The sequence below is a fragment of the Pseudoduganella violacea genome (assembly GCF_014191875.1).
Taxonomy (GTDB): Bacteria; Pseudomonadota; Gammaproteobacteria; order Burkholderiales; family Burkholderiaceae_D; genus Rugamonas; species Rugamonas violacea_A.
This window is the reverse complement of sequence record NZ_JACHXD010000031.1, coordinates 1-23,521: the sequence shown is the minus strand read 5'-3', so window position 1 is coordinate 23,521 and position 23,521 is coordinate 1. Positions and strand designations below refer to the sequence as shown.

The 23,521-nt window shown below is 63.2% G+C and carries 10 protein-coding genes; 1 reads left to right on the top strand and 9 read right to left on the bottom strand.

Annotation, left to right across the window (positions count from 1 at the left end; genetic code table 11):
- Positions 1-283 precede the first annotated feature (283 nt).
- Positions 284-2,395 (top strand): TonB-dependent receptor family protein, encoded by a 2,112-nt coding sequence (locus FHS03_RS27440; protein ID WP_183444084.1) that lies wholly within the window; start codon positions 284-286, stop codon positions 2,393-2,395.
- Between the two features lie 40 nt (positions 2,396-2,435).
- Here FHS03_RS27440 and FHS03_RS27435 read toward each other — a convergent pair whose 3' ends face one another.
- From FHS03_RS27435 to FHS03_RS27395, 9 genes are all read right to left on the bottom strand, one after another.
- Positions 2,436-3,611 (bottom strand): hypothetical protein, encoded by a 1,176-nt coding sequence (locus tag FHS03_RS27435; RefSeq protein ID WP_183444083.1) that lies wholly within the window; start codon positions 3,609-3,611, stop codon positions 2,436-2,438.
- Between the two features lie 202 nt (positions 3,612-3,813).
- Positions 3,814-5,841 carry an esterase-like activity of phytase family protein gene (locus FHS03_RS27430; protein ID WP_183444082.1) on the bottom strand — a complete coding sequence of 676 codons (2,028 nt, stop codon included), beginning with the start codon at positions 5,839-5,841 and terminating at the stop codon, positions 3,814-3,816.
- Between the two features lie 96 nt (positions 5,842-5,937).
- Positions 5,938-7,227 carry a vanadium-dependent haloperoxidase gene (locus FHS03_RS27425; protein ID WP_183444081.1) on the bottom strand — a complete coding sequence of 430 codons (1,290 nt, stop codon included), beginning with the start codon at positions 7,225-7,227 and terminating at the stop codon, positions 5,938-5,940.
- Positions 7,224-7,844 carry an ankyrin repeat domain-containing protein gene (locus FHS03_RS27420; RefSeq protein ID WP_183444080.1) on the bottom strand — a complete coding sequence of 207 codons (621 nt, stop codon included), beginning with the start codon at positions 7,842-7,844 and terminating at the stop codon, positions 7,224-7,226. The genes FHS03_RS27425 and FHS03_RS27420 overlap by 4 nt, the downstream gene beginning before the upstream one ends.
- 36 nt (positions 7,845-7,880) lie before the next feature.
- A complete protein-coding gene (locus FHS03_RS27415; RefSeq protein WP_183444079.1) occupies positions 7,881-8,558 on the bottom strand; it encodes a DsbA family protein in 678 nt (225 codons plus the stop codon).
- Positions 8,555-9,070, bottom strand: coding sequence for a thioredoxin domain-containing protein (locus FHS03_RS27410; RefSeq protein ID WP_183444078.1), 516 nt, complete (start codon positions 9,068-9,070; stop codon positions 8,555-8,557). The genes FHS03_RS27415 and FHS03_RS27410 overlap by 4 nt, the downstream gene beginning before the upstream one ends.
- A gap of 28 nt (positions 9,071-9,098) precedes the next feature.
- Entirely contained in the window at positions 9,099-17,387 is an 8,289-nt protein-coding gene (locus FHS03_RS27405) for a carboxypeptidase-like regulatory domain-containing protein (RefSeq protein ID WP_183444077.1), read from the bottom strand.
- Positions 17,388-17,461: 74 nt separating this feature from the next.
- Complete coding sequence (locus FHS03_RS27400) at positions 17,462-18,577, bottom strand: hypothetical protein (RefSeq protein WP_183444076.1); 1,116 nt, start codon at positions 18,575-18,577, stop codon at positions 17,462-17,464.
- Positions 18,577-23,235, bottom strand: a complete 4,659-nt coding sequence (locus FHS03_RS27395) for an Ig-like domain-containing protein (RefSeq protein ID WP_183444075.1) — start codon at positions 23,233-23,235, stop codon at positions 18,577-18,579. The genes FHS03_RS27400 and FHS03_RS27395 overlap by 1 nt, the downstream gene beginning before the upstream one ends.
- Between the last annotated feature and the right edge of the window lie 286 nt (positions 23,236-23,521).

Sequence of the window (23,521 nt, the reverse complement as noted above, 5' to 3'; positions counted from 1 at the left end):
ATTATTTGAGCTTCAGGACCGAAGTCCCGGGCACATCATCAAACGCCCACACTTATCGACTGTTAATTTTTAAAGATCCTGATCGCTGCACTTATTGACAAAGCGTTGTGTTTGTCAGCAGCAGAGAAGCGAGATTATCTAGTGTTTCCGATGAACCGTCAAGCTTCCTGTTTTTCTTACTTCGCTTCGCTGCTTGCGCTGCGTTGCGAGGGACAGAACTATAGCAAACGCCCCCGCCCTTTGCAAGGCTTTAAAATGCGAAGTCGCCGCATTAAGGATTGCCATGCCCTACAAACTTCGCCGGATTGCCTTTGTCAGCGCTTGCTCCGCCCTCCCCTGGGCTGCCGCGGCCCAGGAGGCCGCGCCGACGCTGGCGGATATCGTCGTGGTCAGCGGCAGCCGCGCCGAACATATAAGCTTCGGCCTGCCGGCGGCGATCGACGTTATTGATGCGGCACGTATCAGAGATGTGCAGCTACGGGTGAATGTCTCCGAAGCCCTGATCGCTGTGCCGGGCCTGACGGCGCTCAACCGGCAGAACTATGCTCAGGATCTGCAGATATCTTCGCGCGGTTTCGGTGCTCGCTCGGCATTCGGCGTGCGCGGCGTGCGCTTGATTGCGGACGGGATTCCGGCATCCATGCCGGATGGCCAAGGCCAGGCAGCCACCTTCAATCTGGACCGGGCGCAGCGCATCGAAGTACTGCGCGGTCCCTACTCCGCTTTATATGGCAATCATGCGGGCGGCGTAATCCAACTATTTACAGCCGACGGCAAGGGGCCGCCATCCATCGAGTTCTCGGCCATGGGTGGCAGCAATGGGACAAATAAGGCGAACATGAGCGCGCAGGGCGAAAGCGCGGGTTTGGGCTATGTGCTGGATGCGTCGCGTTTTCGCACCGATGGCTATCGCGCCCACAGTGCGGCGCGGCGCGATCAACAGTATGCCAAACTCACCATGGCGCCAACCGAAGGCGGCAAGCTGACGATCGTGGCCAATGGTTTGCAGCAGCATGACACCCAGGATCCGCTCGGCGTGCAGTGGGCCAGCTTGCAGCGCGATCCGCGCGCGGGCGAGATCGATCTATCCGATACAGCATCGCACCGGCGCAGTTACGCGGAGCGTTACAACACCCGCAAAAGCATCGATCACTATCAACTTGGCGCCTCTTACGACCAGCGCATCGGCAACGGCCGCCTGCATGCGACCATATATGGAGGCAACCGACGCGTAATTCAGTTCCAGGCCTTTTCCCGCGCCTTTCAAGTGCCGGCCAGTCACTCGGGCGGGGTGATCGATTTCAAGCGCGATTTCTATGGCGCCGCTCTGAACTGGGCGTGGATGCAGCCCCTGGCCGGCGGACGTCTGCACACGACGCTGGGCATTGAACTGGATCGTTCCGAAGACGAACGAACGGGATACGAGAATTTCATCGGTAGCCAGACCGGCCTGCGCGGCGCCCTGCGGCGCAACGAAACCGATACCGTCTCCAGCGTCGATCCCTATATACAAATGGAATGGCAGCGCGGTGCCTGGGTGTGGAGCGCAGGGCTTCGCCATAGCCGGATCAAGGTGGCAGTGAACGATCATTACCTCAGCAATGGCAACGACAGCGGCCAGCTAAGCTATCGTCGCAGCACACCGACATTCGGATTGCTATACAAGCTGACGCCCGCGCTTAATTTGTATGCCAGCACAGCGCGCGGCTTTGAAACACCGACGCTGAATGAACTCTTCTACTCCGGCACGGGCGGTGGCTTCAACTATCAGTTGCGTGCTGCTGGCAGTACGCATGTCGAAGCGGGACTGAAAGCGATCAACCAGAATACCCGCCTCGATGCCGCACTGTTTCAGGTGTGGACGGACGATGAGCTGACCGTCGATGCGGCGAACGGTGGACGGACTAGTTATCGCAATGCGAGCAAGACCTTGCGGCGCGGTGCGGAAGTCTCGTTCACAGCATCCTGGGCACATGGTTTCAATACCAGACTGGCTCTCACGGCTCTGCATGCGGTCTACGCTCAGGCATATGGCAATGTGCGGCAAGGAAGCCGTCTGCCAGGTGTGGCGAGCGGGCAGGCTTACGCCGAACTGGCATGGACGGCTGATAAGGGGCGCTTCGGCGCTGCATTGGAAACGTTTGCCAGTTCAAAGCTGTTTGTGGAAGACAGTAATGCCGAGCAGCCGGCCCCCGGCTATACCATAACGAATCTGCGCCTGACCGCAGCCCAATCCGCAGGCGGCTGGCGCCTGAAGCAGTTCATCCGGCTGAACAATCTGGCGGACCGGCGCTATGCCGGTTCGGTCATCGTCGGCGACAGCAATAAGCGCTATTACGAGGCGGCGCCGCAACGCAACTGGGCCGCAGGCATTAGCGCGCAGTTGCAGTTTTAGGGCGGCAGGTGCCGGCAGGTCTCACGCCGCCCCGAAAGCGCTAGCTCACACTGCTGCTGTCTTCGATGGTGAAGGTGCCGGAACACAGCGAATTTTCTTTTTCGGATACCGTAAGGCTGACGGTCAGGTCATTCCACCGTATGGATTCGCGCATCCCGCCATCCGGCATGAATTCAAACGCCTCGGCGGCGGAGGATGGCCCTCCCGGCAGCATATTGATTACCTTCTTGCCGATGTAGTCGATCCGCATCACCACACTGCAGAAGTCGTTCGCAACTTTGTCATACAAGACGAAAGCCACACCGATTCCTTTGTACTCGCTACTGTTGTGCACCGTAACCCCAATACCGTCATATTCCATGAATGGCATCCCATTCACCACCTTCGTATGCGGTGGTGCCAGGTAGGGCTGCTGTTCTGGAAGCTGGGCGTCCACGTTATACACATAGTGATCCTTGATCTCGATACGCTTTTTGCTGAAGTTCCCGATCGTGAAATTCAGGGCGATCTGCTTCTGCAGGAAGTAAAGCAGCAACAGGCCAGCAATGGCCAGCACGCAAAATCCCATTGTCATGGCCTGAGCGGCAGTCACTTCAACCAGTGCCAGGACGCTTGTTTCTTCGAAGGACTCGTAGGCGGAGGCCTCAAGCGCCTCGGCAACGTTCATCGCTTCCTTGATGATCTTCGCCATCGTCATCAATATGACCGCACCAAGGGCTCCAGCCAGGCCGCCCATCAAGCCGGTGTCAAAAGACAGGCTGTTCGACTGGCTTCCGCTGGCCGTGGTAATGACATAGACCAGATTCGTCGGCACATCGTCCTGCAGGTCGTTGCGCGCCATGAGCCGCATCGATTCGCGGGCCTGATCGAAATCCGCATGGGTCCATTGCGTGAGTACCCCGTCGCTCTTCTTGAGAACCGTTACGATGACGGCATGATCCTCGCCATCCTGGCTCAGAAAGTGAGCGTAATGGTCGCCATATTTGGCGTCTCTGCTCTTGGCCCAGCCAGCCCCGAGAAAATTCGTCTCCTTCAGGTCCTGCAACAAGGTGAAATGATCACGCGTCAGATTGACGAACTTGACGTTGTTGTTCCTGAAGTCGCTGATCTTTGTATCCGGCTCCAGATACCTTTTGCGTTCCGTGCTATTGATGACGCAATTAGGTTTGTCATCTCGCAGCGCGGCGCGGCGGCTTGGATTTTCCGTTCCCAGCATAGTCGTCTCCATTCTGAGTTGTTTTGCAGAACTTACAGCGCCGGTACAGGTCAGCGCGCCCTTGCATTACGAAGGCGGAATGCAGAAATCAGTCTATCGAATAGAAACGCGCAAAATCTCTTGCTTTGTCACGGTTGCGTCTTGGCTGGTAAACGCAACAAGGCGCCATCGCAGGCGCCTTGTTGCCGGAGATTGATCAGATTTAGTAGGTATTCAGTGCCTTACCGAACTTGATCAGCCATAGACGCGCCGGACGCTCACGGTCATCGCCGCGCGCCACGCGGATGGTGTTGGCGGCATTGCAGCCGGCGGCGCTGCTGGTGATGATGGAGCCGTTGGCGTCGATATTGCACTTGGTGACATCAGCATCGGCCACGATTTCGCCGGCTGGCGTGAATATCTTGGTTTTCAGGCCGAAGTCGTTATCGTTGGCCAGCGCCAGCGTGGAGCCGTCGACAATGGTCAGACCTTCGGCCTTCTCTGCCAGCCAGCCGATCGCGTTCAGATCCAGCAACTGGGTTTTCTTCAGCGGCACAACCTTGCTCCAGTCGGCGCCATTCACCGCTGCGCCGCCCATGCTACTCTTCTCCAGATCGGAGCTGTCGGCATTGAAAGGCTTGGCGCTGATGTCGGTGGCATCGGCGATTTCCACCAGCATCAGCTTATTGAATACCTTGCCATTCGGCGCCGCGCCCTGTTCGATCACGATGAATTTGCCATTGCCCAGGGCGACCATATCACCCAGTTTGGCGTTGCCGGTGCGGCCGTCCTGGTATTCGGCGCCGTTCAGCGGATAAGCGTACATCTTGGTCGCCGTGCCGCTGCTTGGGTCGAACTCGATCCAGCGCGTGAAGCGGGCAAAGCGTTCCACCTGCTCGTTCTTGCCGGTGACGCTATATGGCGCGCTGCCATCGCTCAGGGGACTTTGCAGGAAGGCGTGCAGTTTGTCGGTCACGGTATCCAGCGCCATGCCTTCGACACCGCGATTGGCGCGGCGCTTGCCGAAGATGGCCGGCAAGCCGCTGCCTGGCGCGTATTTATTCAGAATAACGCCGGTAGCGGCATCGATTTTCACGATGAAGGGGCCGTATTCGTCGGAAACCCACAGCGCATTGCGCTTCTTATCCAGTGCGACGGCCTCGCTGTCGATGCCATTGGCATTGAAGACGGCTTTGCCGCTGGCGTCGAATTTCATCGCATCCATGACCGGAATTTCGGCCGAGTTGCCCAGCGAGCCGGCAGGAATCGGCAGGCCGCTGCTGTTGACGGTAGCCGAGGCCTTGATCGGCATATTCGAAGTCAGCACCGCGCCATTCTTGCCGACGGTGATGATGCCGATGGAAGGCGTGAAGCTCGGCGACGGGAAGATTTTGCTGCCCATGGTGCCGCTGCCGGTCAATGCCGGCACGTTAGGACCGTCGCCGTTCGGGCCGCGGTCGGTCAGGCCGTAGAACTCCAGATCGCCGTTGGCGTTGGTGCCCTTGAAGGCCAGGGCGGAGCCGTAGGACGGCAGGAAGCCGAGCGGGAACTCTTCCTTGACCTTGGCATTGCTGCCTTCGTAGGGAACGTAGAAGTTGTTCGCGGCCTGGATCTGGTAACGGGTAACGCTGACGCTCACATTATTCTGGGTGAAGCTTTCGTTCACGGGCGCGCCGGTCTTGGATGCCAGCGTATCCTCGAAATGCTCGCGGACCAGGGCGCGGCGTTCGTCGTCCACGCTGCGTCCCGCATATTTGGCGCCGGCTGCGGCCAGGTTCGCGGCGAGGGCGCTGTGGAAGGCGGCATTGGCGGCGCCAAAGTCCAGGCTCTTGCCGGCCAGCGCGGTTTTCACATCGGCGGTGATCTTGATGCCGTTGGAAGGATCATTGTCATCGTCCAGCAGTTGCAAGGCCAGCAGGCGATTGACGACCTTGGCATCCTTCACGTCGGTGCTGGCAGCCAGTTGCAGCGGCGTGATAGTGGCGGCGCAAGGTGCGCTGCCAAGGGCAATGCCGCCGATGCTGAAGCTGACGGTGTCGCCTTGGGCGCAAGTGAACTCCCCTTTGGCGCCGGTGCTGGCGCGGGCAGCGGTGCCGGCCACATAATCAAGCCCCTCCACCGCGCCGTCGAGGAAGACACCGCTCAGCTGCGGTTTGACCGGCGCGACAACAGGCGTATCGTCGCTGCTGCTGCCGCAGGCGGCCAATAAGGTCGCGGCGATCGCGAATACGGTGAGCTGGGGGAGTTTCATGCGGACCTCGTCAGATTGTTAAACTGAAAGGACCGCAGTGTATAGATCGCCTGTGACAGGACGATGACAGCGAACGCCTCGGCGCCCGCTGCAAGCCTACTGGTTCAGCTTTTTCAGTACCACATTGGCAACCGAACGCCCCAGCAGCAGGCCATCCTCATTGTCATGCCGATAATGGATGCCGCCATACATGCGCGAGGTTGCCGCTTCCACCGCCATGGCGTCGACACTGCCCGCTTCCTGCGGGAAGACAGCGCCCAGGATGCGCGCGCCAGCGCCGCTGAAGGCGGCATGGCCCGACACATAGGATGGGAAAGGCGGGGTCAGGATGGCCGGCTTCAGTTCCACGCCCAGGACGGTTTTCGCCATCGTGATCGGACGCGCGGTCCAGTAGTGATACTTGGCTTCCCACACGGCGATGAAGGTGTCGGCCAGGGCCACATTCAGCATGGCGAACAGCCTGGCGGTCTGCGCCTCGCCCAACTTATGCTTGCGCACCAGCTCCTGGCCGATCTGGTTCCAATGGCCGGGCGGCGTGACGCTGCCGCTGCCGTCGACCCAGAACTTGGCGATGCGCAGCTGCTCCGGCGTCAGGTTCTTCTGCACGTCCACCACCTCCTTCAAGTCTTTCAGGAAGCGCTCGGAACCAAATGCCGGCGGGGCGGGACGCAGCTGGCCCGGGTTTTCCAGCACCCAGGTCTTCCAGGTCGGGGCGAAGGGCTCGTCCGGCGGGTAGTAGAAGTATGGCGGGGTCGGCACCCAGGTGCCGGGGCCGTAGTAGCGGCCTTCGCCGTACCATTGCAGGCGTACGCCATTCCAGCCGCGCGCGGCGCCATCCGATTCGCCGCGCGCGATGACGCGCTGGGCCACCTCGCTGCCGACGGCCAGGCCCTTGACCGCCTGCGCCGGCGTGATGCCCGACTGCTGCAGCACAGCCGCCAGGATGCGGTCGAAACCATGTTCCTCAGCCGTGAACCAGTAGGCCAGCACCTTGCTGGCGGCAGTGGAGACAGCCACCTTGCGGCTGATGTCGTCCGGCGCCAGCTGCCATGCGTCATGCATGGCAACGTGGGTCAGGGCCAGGCCGCGCGCGGAGCGCGTGGGCGAACCCTTGTGCTTGACGATCATGTCCAGGGTCAGCGTGGTCCAGGGCAGCGTCAACGGTTCGCCCTTCCAGGCCTTGACGATGCGTTCGGCCTCCTTGTCGGCAGTGGCGGATGGACCGAACACCGTTGGATCGTAGTGTGCGGCTACGGCCCCCGCCGTTTCGGACGGCAGGATGGTGGCCGAGGGGGCGGCCAGCGCCAGCTTCATGCCGCCGCAGGCGGCCAGCAGCAGGACGGTGGCGCGCAAGCCAGCCTGGAATCGTTGTGCGGTGCGGCTCATTTCGCACCTCCCGCGTTCTTTTGCAGGGCGGCGGCCATGGCGCCGCGTCCCGCGCGCTGGGCAATGGCAAGCGGCTGCTCGCCATTGGCGGGCAAGGCGGGCGATGCGCCTTGCGCCAGCAGCAGATCGAGCAAGGCATCCTTGCCGCTATATACAGCAGCGGTCAGCGCCGTTGCGCCTTCCTTGGACACGGCGTTGACGGCCGCCCCCTGCTGCAGCAGCAGGCGCACGGCTTCAATCTGGCCATGGTACGCGGCGGCGATCAGGGGCGTGGTGCCAAACCAGTCGGCGGCGTTCACATTGGCGCCCTGCTCCAGCAATTTCTTCATGAGGGAGACATGGCCTTGGGCGGCGGCGTTATGCAGCGCCGTTACCTGGCGCAGGGGATCGGTGGCGTTGACGCTGACGCCCGCCTGCAACAGCAAGCCAACGACATTGGCGTCGCCTTGCGCCGCGAACTGCACCAGCCGCGCCGGCGTCGCTTCCAGGCCCATGGTAACCAGGCGCTGCGATGGGGTAGGATTATCCGCTGCCTGTACGGGTAGGATAAGGAGGGGGGCTGCCAGCGTGGACAAAGCCCGCCGCAGCAAGGTTTTCAGGCATTTTGAGGGTTGCATATTTCTCGCTTCTTCACTGGGATAAAACGGTACTGCCTAATGCTGTCTGGCTTGCTGCATGCGCTCGATGGCTGGGGTCAGGCGTTGTTGGGTATCGCGCAGCTTGTCCTGCAAGGACTGCGCCCTGCTGGCCGGGCCCGGAACCAGCAGATGGTCGATCACGGTCTTGAGGACGCTGACCGATTGCGCGCCCTCGAATTTGTAGCCGCCGATATAAAAAGTGGGCGTGGCCTGGACCTTGAGCGCATTCGCCTCCGCCACATCGCCACGGATGCGGGCCGTCCCGGCGCGGCTGGCCAGGGCAGCATCGAAGCGCGCCGCATCCAGTCCCAACTCCCTGGCCAGGGAGTCGATCTGGCCGCGCTCGCCCAGCTGGCCCTGGCGGCCAAACAGGGCATCATGCATTTCCCAGAACTTGCCCTGCTCGCCCGCCGCCGCCGCCGCCTCATGCGGCAGCCAGGCGGCGCTGTCGGCACCCAGCGGATAGTGCTTGAACAGCAGATTGACCTTGCCTGGATAGGCCGCCAGGACCTGTTCCAGCGTGTTGCGCGTTTCAGCGCAATACGGGCAGGCAAAGGCCGAGAATACCAAGATGGTGACTGGCGCATCGGGATCGCCGCGCAGATTGGATGGCTGTTCGGCGCGCGCCGCGCCAAGGCAGGCCAGAACCAGCAGGACGGCGCCCAGCCAGCGCTGCAATGGGTGCGCCATCATCGCTTGTTCCCGTTGATCCAGGTGGAGAGCAGGCTTTGCGCCTTGCCGCCGTTGGCGGGCAGTCCCAGGCTTTGCCAGGCGACCACACCTTCGCCGTCCACGCCCAGCGCGGCGGGCAGGCCCGGAAGGCGCAAGGCCTTCATCGCGCCGCCGCTATCGCGGAACCATTGCACGCCGCGCAGTCTGGAATGGCGCTGCACCATGGCCTGGAACGCTGCATCACTCCCCAGGGCAATAATATTCACGCCATCGCCCCAGCCCTCCTGCTGCTCCAGGCGCGCCAGCGTACTCTGGGTCTGCGGCCGGTTGGCGTCAACCACCAGCAGCACCCAGGGAACCGGCCGGCGCAGCGAAGCCGTACCGGCCGAACGGCCATTGCTGTCTTCCAGCGCCAGCTCGGGCAACACGCGCTTGGCGGCTACCGTAGCGGGAGCATTGCCCGGGCGGGCAGCCGGTGCGGCAACAGCGGCGGCCATGCCGCACAGGAGCAGGGCGCCAAGCAAGTAAGTCATGCGTTCATTCATTTCTGCTGCCCATCCATCAAGGAACCTTGAAATTGATAATCGTCGCCTTCTCGGCCGCTTCGATCTGGTCGAACATGGACGGCGCGCTATTGTTCGACAACGCCTCCGCCATGGCGCCAGCCGCCGCAACATCGGCGCTCAGCACAGAGTAGTGCATCAGACTGACGCTGGCGCCGGCGGGCACTGTCAGGGTGCGGCGGTAAGCCACCCCGAGATCGGTGAAGTTCGGGCCGCCGCGCGGCGTCAGCACCAGGTAGGATGGCTGATTCTCCGGCGCGCCCGCACCGCCAAAGGCCAGGGCAAAGGGCGGGTAGTCCAGCACCGCATAGCGGTAGGAAGTATTGGCTGGATTGACGCGCAGCGCCATGCCGTTGTTAAATTCCGGCGTGCCGATATTGACCTTGATCGTGACCGGGTTGCTGCCGGCGTTGCTGAAGGTATCAATCGTGCGCAGATAACCACCGGTTTCCGGCGAGAAGACGCGGCGCTTGACCTGCACATTGTTCATGCGGATCGGGCCATAAGTCAGCTCGCGCTTGTCGGCCGAGGCGCTGACGCCAGCCAGGCAGGGGAAGTTGATGCCGTCCACGTCTAGCAGGAAGAAGCTGGCGAACCATTCGCTACCTTCATTCCCTACCGCGCGCGCCTCGGTCAGTTGGCCCGCGCAGCCCAGCTTATAGAAGCTTTGCCCCTGGCCCAGCAGCCGGCTCTCGGCGGCAAGGGCCGTGCCCAGGCGGACCTCGGTCTGGGCCGCAGGACCTGCCAGCGCATTCCCCACATTCATGCCCACCAGTTCAGGATTGGCCGGATCGGCCGCCACCACCTGGTATGGCCCCACCGGCAACACCGGCAGCGTAAATTTGCCGGCGCTGTCGGTCTTGGTCTGCACCCAGATGGAATCGGCCAGGGCGAAGCTGCGGCTGGTGGCAAAGGTCACGGGCGCATCCGCCACCGGGGCGCTGCCGTCGGCCGCCACGACCTTGCCTTCCAGCGCGGCGACGTCAGATGGCAGGGCCAGATCCAGCGCGGCCTGCTGCTGGTCGCTGGACAAGCTCAGAGCGCCAGTCGCCAGCAGCGAGGTCTGGACATCCTGCGCCAACACCGCAACCTGGCCCAGCGCCAGCTGCTCCAGGCGGTATTTGCCTTCCGCGTCGGTTTCGGTATAGCGGTCGAAGCTCGGCAAGCCGCTGCTGCGGGCATACACCGCAGCCTTGGCCAGGGCGCGGCCGGCGTTGTCCAGCACTTTGCCGCTGACAGTGGCCGATGGCGGCAGCACCACATCCAGCTTGACCGTGCCGCTGGCCGCGCCCACGCCGTTGACAGTGACCGACAGGCCGCTTTCTCCTTCCTGCGCGAACAACTCGAAGGGGCCGGCCTGCACGCCGCCCACGCCGTAGTTGCCATCCGGCGCCGCCCAGGAATGGTACATGGCGCCATTCTGGAAGATGCGGACAACCGGGGTTTTCAGCAGCGCGCCGTTACTGTGTTTCAGCATGCCGGTAACATGCGAACCGGAAGTGCGCTGCGGCAGATCCAGGTCCAGGGTCAATACCGGTTGCGCGCCGGCCACGCCAGCAGCGGCCGCGCCCGTGCCGTCCCGGCTTGCCGTCACGCGGAAGGGCCCCGCTTTGACGCGTTTGAATTCGTAATAGCCGCCGGCATCGCTCTGGCCATACAAGCGCTCGCCGTTGTCGCGTTCCAGCACCAGCAAGGCCCCTTCCACGCCTTCCAGTTGCGAAGTGACGCGGCCGCGCACATTCGATGCGCTGCCATTGAATGGTTCGCTGAGGATGGCCAGATTCAGCGTCAGGGTGCGCGCGCTACCGGAAATGCCGGTGGCGCCGGCACTGTCCCAGGAGGCGCTGGCATTGAGCACGAAACGGCCAGCCGGGATGGTCTTGAACGCATACGCGCCCTGTGCATCGGTGACCGTGGCATAGGATCTGCCGGAATGGCCCAGCTGGACCGGCGGGGCCGCCTTCACCTGCGGCGGATCCGGGTCCTGCACTTCCAGCACCAGCGTCACCGGCACGCCGCCCTTGGCCACGCCATCCACCGTCACCACGCCTTTCACATCGGATGCGGAGCCGTCATACGGCGCTTCCTGCAGCGGCAGATCAAGGTTGACGACAGGCGCGCCGCCGCTGCTGCCAGTGGCTTCGGCAAAGTAGAAGTAGTTGCGCGCGGAGACTTTGAAGCTACCCGCAGGGACTTCAGCAAACTGGTACACCCCCTCCTCATTCGACTGTACCGCCCACGAATTGCCGTTCTCCATTTCCAGCACCACCCGCACGTCCGGCAGCGGCTTGCCGTCCACCGTGACCTTACCCACCACGTCGGAATCCTGGCCGGTATGGGTCCGCGCCGGCAGCACCAGGTCGAGCTTCAGATTCGCCGGTTTCGGCAGATTGCCCTGCGCCGTTACGCGCTCTTCGTAGTTGCCGTACGCCGTCACCGTGTAATCGCCCAGATCGAGGCCAACGATGTCGAACGTGCCATAGCGTGAATGTTCATGGCTTTGATAGTTGTCGGTCACGCTGTAGAGAGATTTCTCCACGCCATCCGGACGCGTCTGCGTCAGGTTAACGTTCGGGTAGCGCACCAGCCGGCCGTCGGCATACTTCACCGTGCCGCTCAGAATAGGCACGATCAGCGTTGCCGTATATTCGGCCTGGTGGCCGATTTCCAGCGTGACGCTGGCCAGCGGTGGCATGTTCTCATAGGCGCAGGCATCGAACAGATGCACGGTGGCCGGACCAACCGGCACGCCCACCAACGGTTTCATTTCGTTTACGCGCACCTCGGTGGTGCCGCCGCTGGTGACGATGCGCAGTTTGTTCGCACCGCACTCGCTGATGGAAGGCTGGGTGAGCAGGCGATTCGGTTTGCTCTCGCCGTCCAGCAGGCGGATATTCAGCGTGCTGCCTTCCTCGTACACGAAGTCGGCCAGCTCCAGAACCTGGTTGGCCGCCGCCGTGGCGTTCTGCGTCTGCACGGTACCGAACGGCCCCGCCGTGACCGAAACTTGCAGCGGCACATTGGCCGGCACGCCCTCGATCAGGAAGCGCCCATCCTGGCCGGTCTGGCCGCCGATCGAGAAGGGCTTGCCATCCACGCTGGCCTGCACATTGACACTGGCGTCGCCAATCGGCTGGCCGGAACTGTAGCGCACCAGGGCCGCGACCGCGGCGCTGGCGCCCAGGCGGATATCCGGCACCGAGATATCCTGGCCATTGGCGGCCGGCACCTGCACCTGCACATAGGAGCTGAAACGGTGGTCGATGGCACGCACCGCCACGTCGATACCGAGCGGCAGCGCCAGCACATAGACGCCCTGGGCATCGGTATTGGTGGTGGAGAACTCGGTTTCTCCCGGCGTCGAGGTCACGCGACCTGCACGCGCCATCTTGCCGGCGCCATCGGCGCGGATGGCCGCAACACGGAAGCCCGCCGCCGGCGCGCCATTCGAGAGCAGTACGCGGCCGGTCGCCTTGGAAGCGCGCAGAACCAGCGCTACCGCCACTGCCTGGCCATCGGCCCCCGCCACCGTCTGCGATACATCGAAGGATGGGTGGCGCGGATGCGCGGCCTTGAGCGTGATACTGTCGCCTTGCACCGGAATTTCCACCATGCCGCTGACCGGGCCGGAGCTGAAATTGAACGGACCTTCAGTGCGCGTACCGCGTAAATCGGTCACCTCGATATACATGCTGCCAGGATTATCCATACCCGGCGTAATGGCCACCGTCACCTGCAAGCGGGTTTCCTTCGGCAGCGACAGATTCTGCGTGACCGTCTGCCCGGCATTCTCCAGCCGCAGCTGGGCGCTCGCCATCACCTGCTCATCCACCAGCACGCTCAAAGCGACGTCGCCAGCCGGCACTTTTTCAAAGACATAACTGCCGTCAGCCGCCGTGGTGGTACGCAAATGGATGCCTGGCTTGTCCTGCACGCGCAAGGCCACGGTCTGGCCGGCGGCCGGCGTAACGCCATCGCCGCGGAAGACCAGCCCGCCCACGGCGCCGCCATCCAGATAGGGTTGAATCGGGGCTGGAACGCCGTTGCGCAGCACGCTCAGGAAGTAGGCCCCGGTATTGTAGTTCTCCGCCGATTGCAGTGCGATCGTGTAATTGCCGTCGGCCGCAACCGGAATCGCCATCAGGTCGCCCACCTCATTGCTTTGCTGGTAGTTGTACGCATAGCCGACACCGTTGCCGCTGGCCTTCAGCACTTTGTCCGGGCCATACACTTCCTGCTTCACATTCCACAGCGAGCTGTATTGCTCATGATTGCTGCCATGGGCGCGCACTGACAGCACATCGCCCGCCTTGGCCGGGACCGAGTACAGATGGCGCGCCTCGCGGAAGGCCATATTGCCGTACTTGGCCTGCAGGCGGTCGAAGACGAAGTTCGCGCTTTGCGACACGCCTTCCGCCAACACCGGAATATTCAGAACGACGTGCTGCGTATCGCCATCGGTGGCAATGGCGCTTACAGTATTAAGCCCCTGCACCAGACGCAGGCTGACCAGATTGCCGCTGCCGGCGATCACGCCCAGGTCATAATTGTTGATGCGGATGCGGGTCTGATCCCCGGGCGCGGTGTTCGTCACGTTCACTTTGATCTGCGGCGGACGGAAGACCAGGTCGGCATTCACCGCCTTGCCAAAATCAGCCGGCGTCACCGTGACCTTGACCTCCTGGCGCATGCCGTCGCTGGTCGTGCCTTTCAGCGTGAATACGCCCTCCTTCAGCAGATATGGCTGCTCCAGATTACCAGTGCCCTTCACCTGGCCGATGTAATTCTCATCCACATAGAGGTAGGTGTAACTATAGTTCTGCGGATGCTCCACATGCACATTCAGCAGCGCCAGATTGAAGATGAAGCGCACATCGAAGCGACGGCCATGATCGTTTTCACCGACGGTAATCTGCTGCGTCTGCACCTGGCCATCGGGCCGGCTGGCGCGGATTTCGTTTACCCCGATTTTCAGGCCGACAAACTCGCTGACCTGGCCGCTGTAGAACTGGCCGATATCCTTGCCATTGACCGCTACCCTGGTCTGATTGTCGTTGGCATCGACCCGCACATACAGCAAAGGCGGTTTGAAGGAGATCGCCCGGGTAAATACCTTGCCGCTGTCGGCAGGCGTGATCTCGATCGTGTCCTTCACCTGATCGCCGTAATCGGTACTGGCGACGATTTCATGGCGGCCCACGGTCAATGGGATGCCGCTCACCGTGCCGTTATTCCAGACGCTGCCCACTTGCACGCCATCCAGCATTACCGCGGTTACATGGCCATACACGGTATTGCTGATGCTGACATTCAAACGCGCCGGATTGAAGCTGAAGGCCAGGTTGATAACGCGCCCCTCGTCGCCATTCGCCACGCTGACGCGCTGCACCGCCGACTCGCCGTAGTCGGTGCGCGCCTCGATCTGATGCTCGCCCGCCGCCAGTGCGAAGTAAGGGGAAATACCGGAGCCGGCCAGTTGGACCACTTCCGCGCCGTCGATGAACAGCCGCGTGACGCGGCCGGACAGCGCCTGCGCCACCGCCATCCGCACATAGGCGGGAGCGGCGCTCAGGGTAAAGTCGGCGGTGGCGGTCGATAGCGCAACCTCCAGGCGGCGCGCCTGGCTGGCGCGCTGGGCGCCATTCAGGGTGAGCGCCGTTACCGACCAGTCGCCCAGCGGCGCGGCGAGCACATAGCCGCCTTCGGCATCGGTCTGCACGGTGAAGTCGCCGGGCGAGAACAGGCGGTCGTCGAAGCCCGCCAGCGCTACCACGGCCGGCAAAGGATTGCCCTTGGCGCCACGCACCGAACCGGCGATAAAGCCAGCTTCGTACAGCACGATATCCTGGGTCACGCTGGCTTGGTTGGCCGGCGTGTCGAGGATGACACGGCCACGCAGGCGGCCATCGACCACGGCATCGAGCTTCAGGCGTCCACGGCCATCATCGTTCAGCGAAACATCGACGAACGCAAAACGGCCTGCCGCATCGGTCAACACCAGCTGCTCATCCCACTGCGGATTCGGAATCGGCACCGTGCCGCCTATCGGCATGTCGCGGGTGCTCAAGCGCACCCACTGGTTCGCCAGCGGACGGGCTTGGGCATCGAACAAGGTGCCGCTGACGCTGTAGCTCGCCAGGTACATGCTTTTCACCTCGACCACAGCCGACTCGCTGGCCTGGGTCAGCACGCCCTCATAGCGGCCATGCACGTAAGCGGTGCCCTGCGGATCATAGGCGCTCAGGCTGAAGACAGAACGCGGCACGGCGGCAAATTCAACGAAGCCGGCGGCATCGGTGGTGGCCACGGCGCCATACGGCAGGCCGCCTTGCAGCGCCAGCGACACGCGCAGATTGGCTTTCGGCGCGCCATCTTGCAGCACCTGCACGCGCAAGGTGCTCAGGCCCGCCAGCACGATATTGTGGCTGCGCGATGCGCCCGCTCCAGCCAGCGCGCCCTGCACCAGCGCGCGCTCACCGCTGGCCGCATGGACCGCCTCCAGCACATAGCTGCCCAGGGCCACGTCGGTGAAGCGGAACTGGCCATTCGCATCGGTGCTCGCCTGGCGCTTGCCTGCCGTGGCATGGCGCAGCTCAATCACGGCGCCCACCGCCGGCTGGCCGCTGGACAGCAGCACCTTGCCGCCCACCTGGGCGCTGGCCAGCAATTGCAGGTTGATGCTGAGCTGCTCGCCATTGGTTTTCAACTCGCCATCAGCACTGGCGCTGGCGCCATCCGCACTGGCGCTCACGGTGAAGGCGCCAAGCGGCACGCCACCGATCAGATAAGCACCCTGGGCATCGGTGGTGGCGCTGAAGCGCTGGCCTTTGGCCGTGCTCAGATGGACCTCGACACCAGGCAGTATCTTGCCCAAGGCATCGGTCACCTTGCCGCCCACGCTGCCGCCGGAAGCATAGCTGCCCAGGGTCACATCCTGGCGCAGCTCCTGGCCGGCGCTGCTCAGCACCAGATTGCCCACGCTGCCCTGCACCCGTCCATCCTTTACCGCATGCAGGGTATAAGGGCCATCGCTCAGCACCAGCGAATCGAAATGGAACTCGCCGCCGGCATCGCTCAAGGCCTGGCTCACCAGGCCCTTGACTGCCGACAGCAGACGCACTTGCAGGCCGGGCTGGCCCAAGCCGCCGTCCAGCACGCGGCCGGCAATCGTGCCGACCGGCTGCAAATTGATATCCAGTTTGAGGGCCGCGCCTGCGGCCAGATCGCCGCGCGCAACGGCAACAGCGCCGCTGGCGGGATCGCGCACGGTCAGATTAAAGCCGCCGGCGGTAAAGCGTTCGATGCTGGCCACGCCATCGGCGCCGCTCTGCACGGCGCGCACCTCACCCTGGAATTGGCTATGCGCCAGCAGAACCTGGGCATTCGGCACCGGCTGCCGGCTGGCGCCCAGCACATTGATATCGATGCGCCCCTGCCCACCCAGACGGATATTGAAATTGCCGGTCGAACCATTGGCCGCCAGCGTGGCGTTCAGATTGCCGCGCGCGCCCGTCGCCGGCACCAGCACCGACAAGGTGTAGTCGCCGGCCGGCGCATCGGCCAGGCGGAAATTGCCGCCGGCATCGGTGATCAGCTGCGGGAAGCGGGTCAGCGGCGCCTGCAATTGGATCGTCACCTGGGCGCCGGCGACGACGGTACTGCCGTCGGCCAGCGTGACCTTGCCGGCAATGGCGCCGCGCGGCCCGATATTGATCAGACGCGAAACCGCCGTGCCCTCGTTGGTGGCGCTGATCACCACCTGGCGCCCGTAGTTGCCGCTGCCGGCAGCCACCTTCAGCAAACCGTCGGCGCTGACGCTGGCCAGGTCCGGGCTGCTGCTGGTGTAGTTGGTGCCGGACGTGGCGCGGGTGGCGTCGAAGCTGCTGCCGTCCATGGCCTTGCCGCTCACGGTCAGCTGCACGCTTTGTCCGTAGCTGACATTGCCCGGGCCATCGATCGCCAGCGAACGGGGAATCGGCGTCACGCTGCCCCAACGGATCGGTCCCGCCACAAAGGCATTGCCGCCCGCCGGCTGCACGATGGGGGTCTGTCCCACGGTGCCGTCGCTGCACACGGCGCGCACGCGGTATTGGCCCAGCTGCGAAGGCACGCCGGGAATCAGGTAATACTCGCCCTCCAGCGTGGCATTGCGGTTCAAGGCGCTCACCACGCAATTGGCGTCCGGCGCCGGGCCGGCCGGCGGAACCTGGGCCTGGGCCGCATGGCAGAATAATAACAAGCCCGTCAACAGGCCGAGCAATCCGCTTCCCAGTCGTCGTTTGATCATGGCGCTTGTACTCAACTGATTCCCCTAGATGGCTTTGTCATCCGCCGTCCTGCGCTGCGGCGGCAGCGATGCTTCTATTTGTTCGATGCGGCCAGACGGGCCGCCAAGGCCTGCTGGAAGGCGCCGGACACCGCCACATCCCAGACCGGGTAGCGCGAGGGTTCCGTCACATAGGTCCAGCCAGCGCGCCCCTGTACCAGCAGTTGCGGCAGCAAGGCGCGGGTTTTCTCCGACTGCAAAATGGCCAGCTTCACGTTCTCGTCCACCTCATACACGGCCGCCACGCGCCACGGCAGCTGGCGCTCGTACCAGCCCGCGTAGGCCGCGAAGTCATACATCACCATGGGTGCGTCGCCGCGGTAAATCTGCACCTGCGACGGCGTACCGGCGCTGTAATACGGCTTGAATTGCTCTTCCAGACGTTTCTTGTCCGGCTGCGGGAACAGTGCGCCAACCTTGGCCGTCAGCGCGGCGATCTGGGCAGCGACGGCGGCGCTGGCGGGGGCCAGTTGCAGCGTCACCGGATATGCCAGCTTTTCCTTGGCGGCGGCGCTTTCCACCGCATCGGCCGCCAGCACCAGTTGCGTGCCGTCCTTGGCCAGCGGCGCCGGCTTGCCGCCGGCAATAAAGGCCGACAGCAGGGTGCTGCCGGCCTGCATCAAGCGCTGGTTATCGATAAAGCGGCACTGGCGCTGCTGGCAGTGCATCAGATAGGCGACATCAAAAGGCTTTTCCTTGCCATCCACCTTGGCCCAGTGGCTCAGCACAGCCAGGCGGTAATCGTTCCAGAACAGGATGGCTTCCAGCTCCACCCTGGTGACGCTGGCGAATTCCTCGCGGATGGCGGCATCATCGGCATAGCGCCTTTGCACGGCCGGCAGGATTTTTTCATCGAAGCTGGCCACGATCCGGTTGCGGTCCCCCTTGCGCGCCGCCTCGTAATACGCCGCCAGGAAGGTGGCGGCATCGCTGCCGCCGGACGCTTGCGCCGTCGTGCGCAGCAGTTCGCGCGGCGCGCCTTGGTATGACTCGATCGTCGCGTTCACCGCCAGCCGTGCCGGATGGCCTGGCTGGTGCAGGGCAAAGCGCTGCGGTTCCGGCTCGGCGGCGCCAGCCTGCAGGCAAAGCAGCAGGGCGCCGGCCAGGCAGGCGCGCAGCGCGTGGCCCAGGGTCAGGGTGCTTGCATCCATCAGATATCCTGCGCCTCCATCAACACATACTTGAACTCATATTCCAGGGCGCCGGCCGGCCAGATCAGGCCAGGGATCTTGCCCGTCACCTTGATTTTGCCTTCCGCCGCCACTTCCTCCCAGCTCGCCTTGAGCGAGTTTTCCTTGCCACATTCCGCGCCGCCGGAGTTATGCGTGAACTGGCCCTTGATACCGCCTACCTTCAACGCGCCGGTGGCCTCGGCGCCAACGCCGATGATGACCTGCCACTTGTCCCAGCTCGGCCGGCCCACCACTTCTTCCAGATCCAGGCTCCCCGTCACTTTCACGTCGGCGAGGCTGACATTGATGCTGGCCGTGCCGCTGATGCTGGTGCAATCGAGGTTATTGCATTTCGAATTCTTGGTTTTGACGGCGCCATTGCCTTTCAGCGTTACCTTGGCAGCCGCTACCTGCAACTTGAATTTCAAGTGCCAGCGCTCCTTGCCCCAGGCCAGATACTTATCGTCGCTGCGTTCCTTCATGATCGGCGGGCCCAAACCCAGTTCGCCCTTGACCTCGCCCTCGCCCGACACTTCCTCGTAAGGCTTGGGGCCTTCGCAGGACAGGATCACACTGGCGCAGCATTCGCCGCCCAGCTTGCGCACACCCTTGCCTTTCACATTGACCTCGGCCACCGTCACGATGGGAATCGCCTTCAGCAGCAGCTTCATCTTCGAGGTGAAAAGATCGGCCTTGGGCAATTCGGCCATCTGGTTGGTCGTCACAGGATCGGGGCGGCATGGCGGTTTCGGTTTGCACGACTGTTTCGGGCACTTGCCGCCGGTCGATTCCGCCGTCGCGCAAGGACCGCAAGACGGCGCACCACCGCTGCCGGGGCAATCATCCGGCGGCGGCGGATTCGGGATGGGATGCCAGCCTGCCTTGCTGATGCCGGTGCCGGCATCGGTAATCAGGAATGCGCCATCCTCGGTCACGGTGGCCTGGCCCATCTGCACGAAGGTCGCCAAATCATGGTCCCATTGATAGACCGGCTTCTTTTCGCCCGGCTTTAAGCCGGCCGTATTCGGAATCTTCAGCTGCACCGGCGGATCGAAGCGGGTGCCCGACGGCTGGATGGTGGCAGCCGGCGCCATGAAGCCGGCATAGCCGCCCGGCGGCGTCATTGGCAGTTTGTCGAAGCTGATCGGACTCACCACCAGCGGGCCGGTCTTGCTGCCGTCCGGGAAGGTCACGCTATTGGCGAACACCGTCATCTCATAACCTTCAAAGCCCGGCATCTTCAGGACCACGTCCTTGTCGCCGCCCACCACGCGGGCTTCGGCCATTTCCAGTGCCGGCAGATAAACCGGATGCGGCAGCTGGTTCTGCGCGCCCTTGATGGCGGTCGCCTCAAAGTGCAGGGCGGGATACTGCTGGCCCGGCAGGGTCACGGTGCGGCCATCCACAAACAGGTCGATCTTGCCCGGCGGGACGTCCTCAAAAGCAAAGCGGCCCTTCTCGTCCACCGTGGTGCTGAGCGCCGTGCGGCCAATCGACATGCGCGCGCCAGGCAAGGGCTGGCCCTTGTCGTTCATGACCACCCCGCTGAAGCGGGTCGGGCCTTCCTTCGCTTCCAGGGCTTGCAGGGTGAAGGTCGCCTCGAAGAAGTCATTGCCATTCTCCGCCGGCACGGCTTTCACGATCGTCATGCCAGCCAGGGCGCCCAGGGTGGGACGCACCGCCGCATAACCGTTCTTGTCGGTCTTGACGGTGATGCTGGCCGCGCCATTCTCAAAGCGCGCCTCGCCCGCCACCACGCTAAAGGTCACGCTGGCACCGCTGATGCGGTTTTCCTGGTCGTCGCTGACCACCGCCGTCAAGGGTTCCAGCGGCTGGGTGCCGGTGGCCGCATACTGGTTGATCCCCAGGTCGGCGCGGATATGCTTGGGCGGGCCTTTCTCGCCGCTGGCCACAAAGCTCAGGTCTTCGGCGATGCCGGCTGCGCTCACATGCACGGCATTGCTCCCAGGGCCGCTCTGCTTGCCCAGCACCAGCCAGACGCTGGCCAGGCCATTGGCATCGGTGGTGATCTGGAGATTGCGCGCAGCCGCGCCTTGCGGGCCGCGCTGCAGGCTGCCCGTGCCGCGCGAAATATCGAAGGTAACGGCGGTATTCGGCACGGCGCGACCATCCTGGTCCAGCACCGCCACGGTCAGCGGCTGCGGCAGCGCGGCGCCAGCCTTGCCGGACTGTCCATTGCCGCCATAAATCGTCAGGCGCGAGGAGCCGGCCGCCACACGCATGATGTTGATCTGCGCGCTGCGCACATTACCGACTTCGTCGGTAGCGCGCACGGTAATCTGGTTCGGGCCCAGATCGAGCGGCACGCCCGCCGCGAGGAATTGTTTGTCGCCGACCTTGGCGCTGACGCTGCGCTTGCCGTTGACGATGTTGACCACCGGCTCCGGCGCCGCGTAATAGCCTTCCACCGCATCGTTGACCGTGCCGCGGATATCGATGCTGTTGGCGCTGGTGACGCTATTGTTCAGCGGCGCCTCAAGCGCCAGGAAGGGCGCGGTCTGATCGACCGACACCGTGACGGAAGCGGTGCCGGTGCGGCCATGCGCATCGGTCGCCACCACGGTCAGTAGATTGGTGCCCTCGTGCAGGAAGAATTTTTCGAAGCGGTATTCGCTGCCGCTCAGCGTGGCCTGCTGCTGATTGACGGTGACGCTCTGCATCGGGCGGTTGGTGCTGCCGGTGATCGTGACCGGACGCTCCACATTGCCGGTCAGGTCGCGTGGACTGCTATCCACCGCGGGACCCAGCGTGGCGCGATCCTGCGGCGAGGTAATGCTCACCATGGGCGCGGCTTCATACACCGCCTCCACCGTCTTACTGATGGTTTTGCCGTCGGCGAAGCGGGCTTCCAGAACCAGCTGGTTCACGCCCGGCTTCAAATCCAGCGTGGCGCGGTACTGCGGTCCCAGGCCTTCGCTGCTCAGACTCATATCCGTGCCGTTCACCGTCAGTCCCATCGGCGAAGTAGCGCTGGCATCGGCCGTGGCCACGATCTCGCCGCGCGGCAGCAAGAAGACTTCGCCCGCCGCAGGCTTGATCAGCGTAATCTCATAACTCGGCTCCGCGTCCACCTCGAACTGCCAACTCGCCTGCGCCATCGATTGCGTCTTGCCCGGCACTTCCAGCACCACCAGATGCTGGCCGGGGCGCAATGGCTGGGCGGGGATATAGCTGATGCCGTCCGGGCGGACCTGGGCCTGCGCCGTCACATCGGCTTTATTGAGGAAGAGGCGCACGCCGCCCAGCTCAATGCCGCCGGCCGCCTGGTATTGGGCCGCGATGGTGGGCTTGCTGCCTGGCGGCAGGGCCACATCCTTGGGCGACAAGGCCGTGATTTGCGGCGGCGACAGCAGCGTGAAAGTCCACAGCGACTCCAGCACGTTGCCGGCACGGTCAGCCACCTGCAGCCGCACTTCGTGATCGCCATCGGCCAGCGGCGCCGCAACCTGATAGCTGAATGCATTGGCGCCAATGCTGGCTTGCGCCGTCAGATCGGCACCATCGAGCAGGAATTTGATCTTGCCCGCATCAATGCCCGCGCCCACATCGCTATAGCTTGCGCTGATCAGCGGCGCACTGCCCCCAGCCAGGAAGGTAAACGCGGGTTGGCGCTGATCGATCAGCGGCAGGCTGCGCGTGATAAAGCCCCAGCTGGCGTCATATTTCTTGCTTGCCTTGTCGGTCAGCGTGAGCTTGACGCTATGCGGACCTTCGTTCAGCGCGGCGGCCGGCTTCAGGCTGATGCCGCCGCTATGCAGGTTGGCCTGGGCCGTAACATTCTTATCGTCCAGCAGCAGCACGGTCTTGGCCAGATCCAGCTCATTCAGCGCGCCCTGGAAGACGGCGCTGATGGACGGCAGGGCGTCGGCCGCCAACACGCTGCCCTCCGCTGGCGCCAGCTGAACGATGGTGACGCCGGAAGGACCTCCCGCCACGCCAAAGCTCCAACTATCGACAGCGGTATTGCCGGCGGCATCCGTTACGCTCAGTTTAACGGTGTGCGAACCAGCTGCCAGCGGGGCCGGCGGCTGGTATTTGACCGAGCTGGCCGTTTTAACGGCGGCGGCGCTGACATCCACGCCATCGACCAGGATCTGCACGTTGGCGGGAGCGATCGGGCCACCCTTATCGGTATAGCTGGCGCCGATGGCACTGCGCGGGTCCGCATTGTCCACGCCTTTCGGTTCCTGGGCGGAGATCAGCGGCTCGCGGGTATCGACCACGAAAGACCAGTTGGCGGTGCCGAAGTTGCCGTTCTTATCGCCAACGATCAGGGAAATATTGTGGCGGCCCTCCACCAGCGGCTTGGGCGGCTTGTAGCTGATGCCGCTGCTGCTGACGGTCGCCTGCGCCACCACATCGACGCTGTCCAGCAAGAGGCTGACGCGGCGGATATCGATCTCGCCACCACCAGCCGCCGGCGTGAAGCTGGCGCTGATGACGGGCATGGAATTGTTCTGGGGCTGTAGCGGCGATTGCTTGCTGACCTGTGGATTCGCCGCCAACGCAGAACCAGCCCAGGCCAGCGCCATGGCGGCGACGGCGCAAGCCAGCAGCATGCGGAACAAATCGACTAAATGAATGCGCTGCGTACCCAGCCGCGTAAACAAGAGCATCTACACCCCCCGGTAATTTTTATGCTGTGTCCGCAGTTATCAAAAAGACACAAGGCCGCCAGCATAGCAGGGGATTGCTACAGAACTATTTCATGCGTAAAAATATATATTTTTACGCAACAAACCAGGATTTAGAGGAGATTCTCTACCGGAAATATGTTAGGAAAGTAACGTTTTCCAACGAACAGGTAAACGAAAAAAGCCCCGACTGCAAACGCAGCCGGGGCTTTCTCTTTATAACTAGCCTGACGATAACCTACTTTCACACTGGTTGCAGCACTATCAT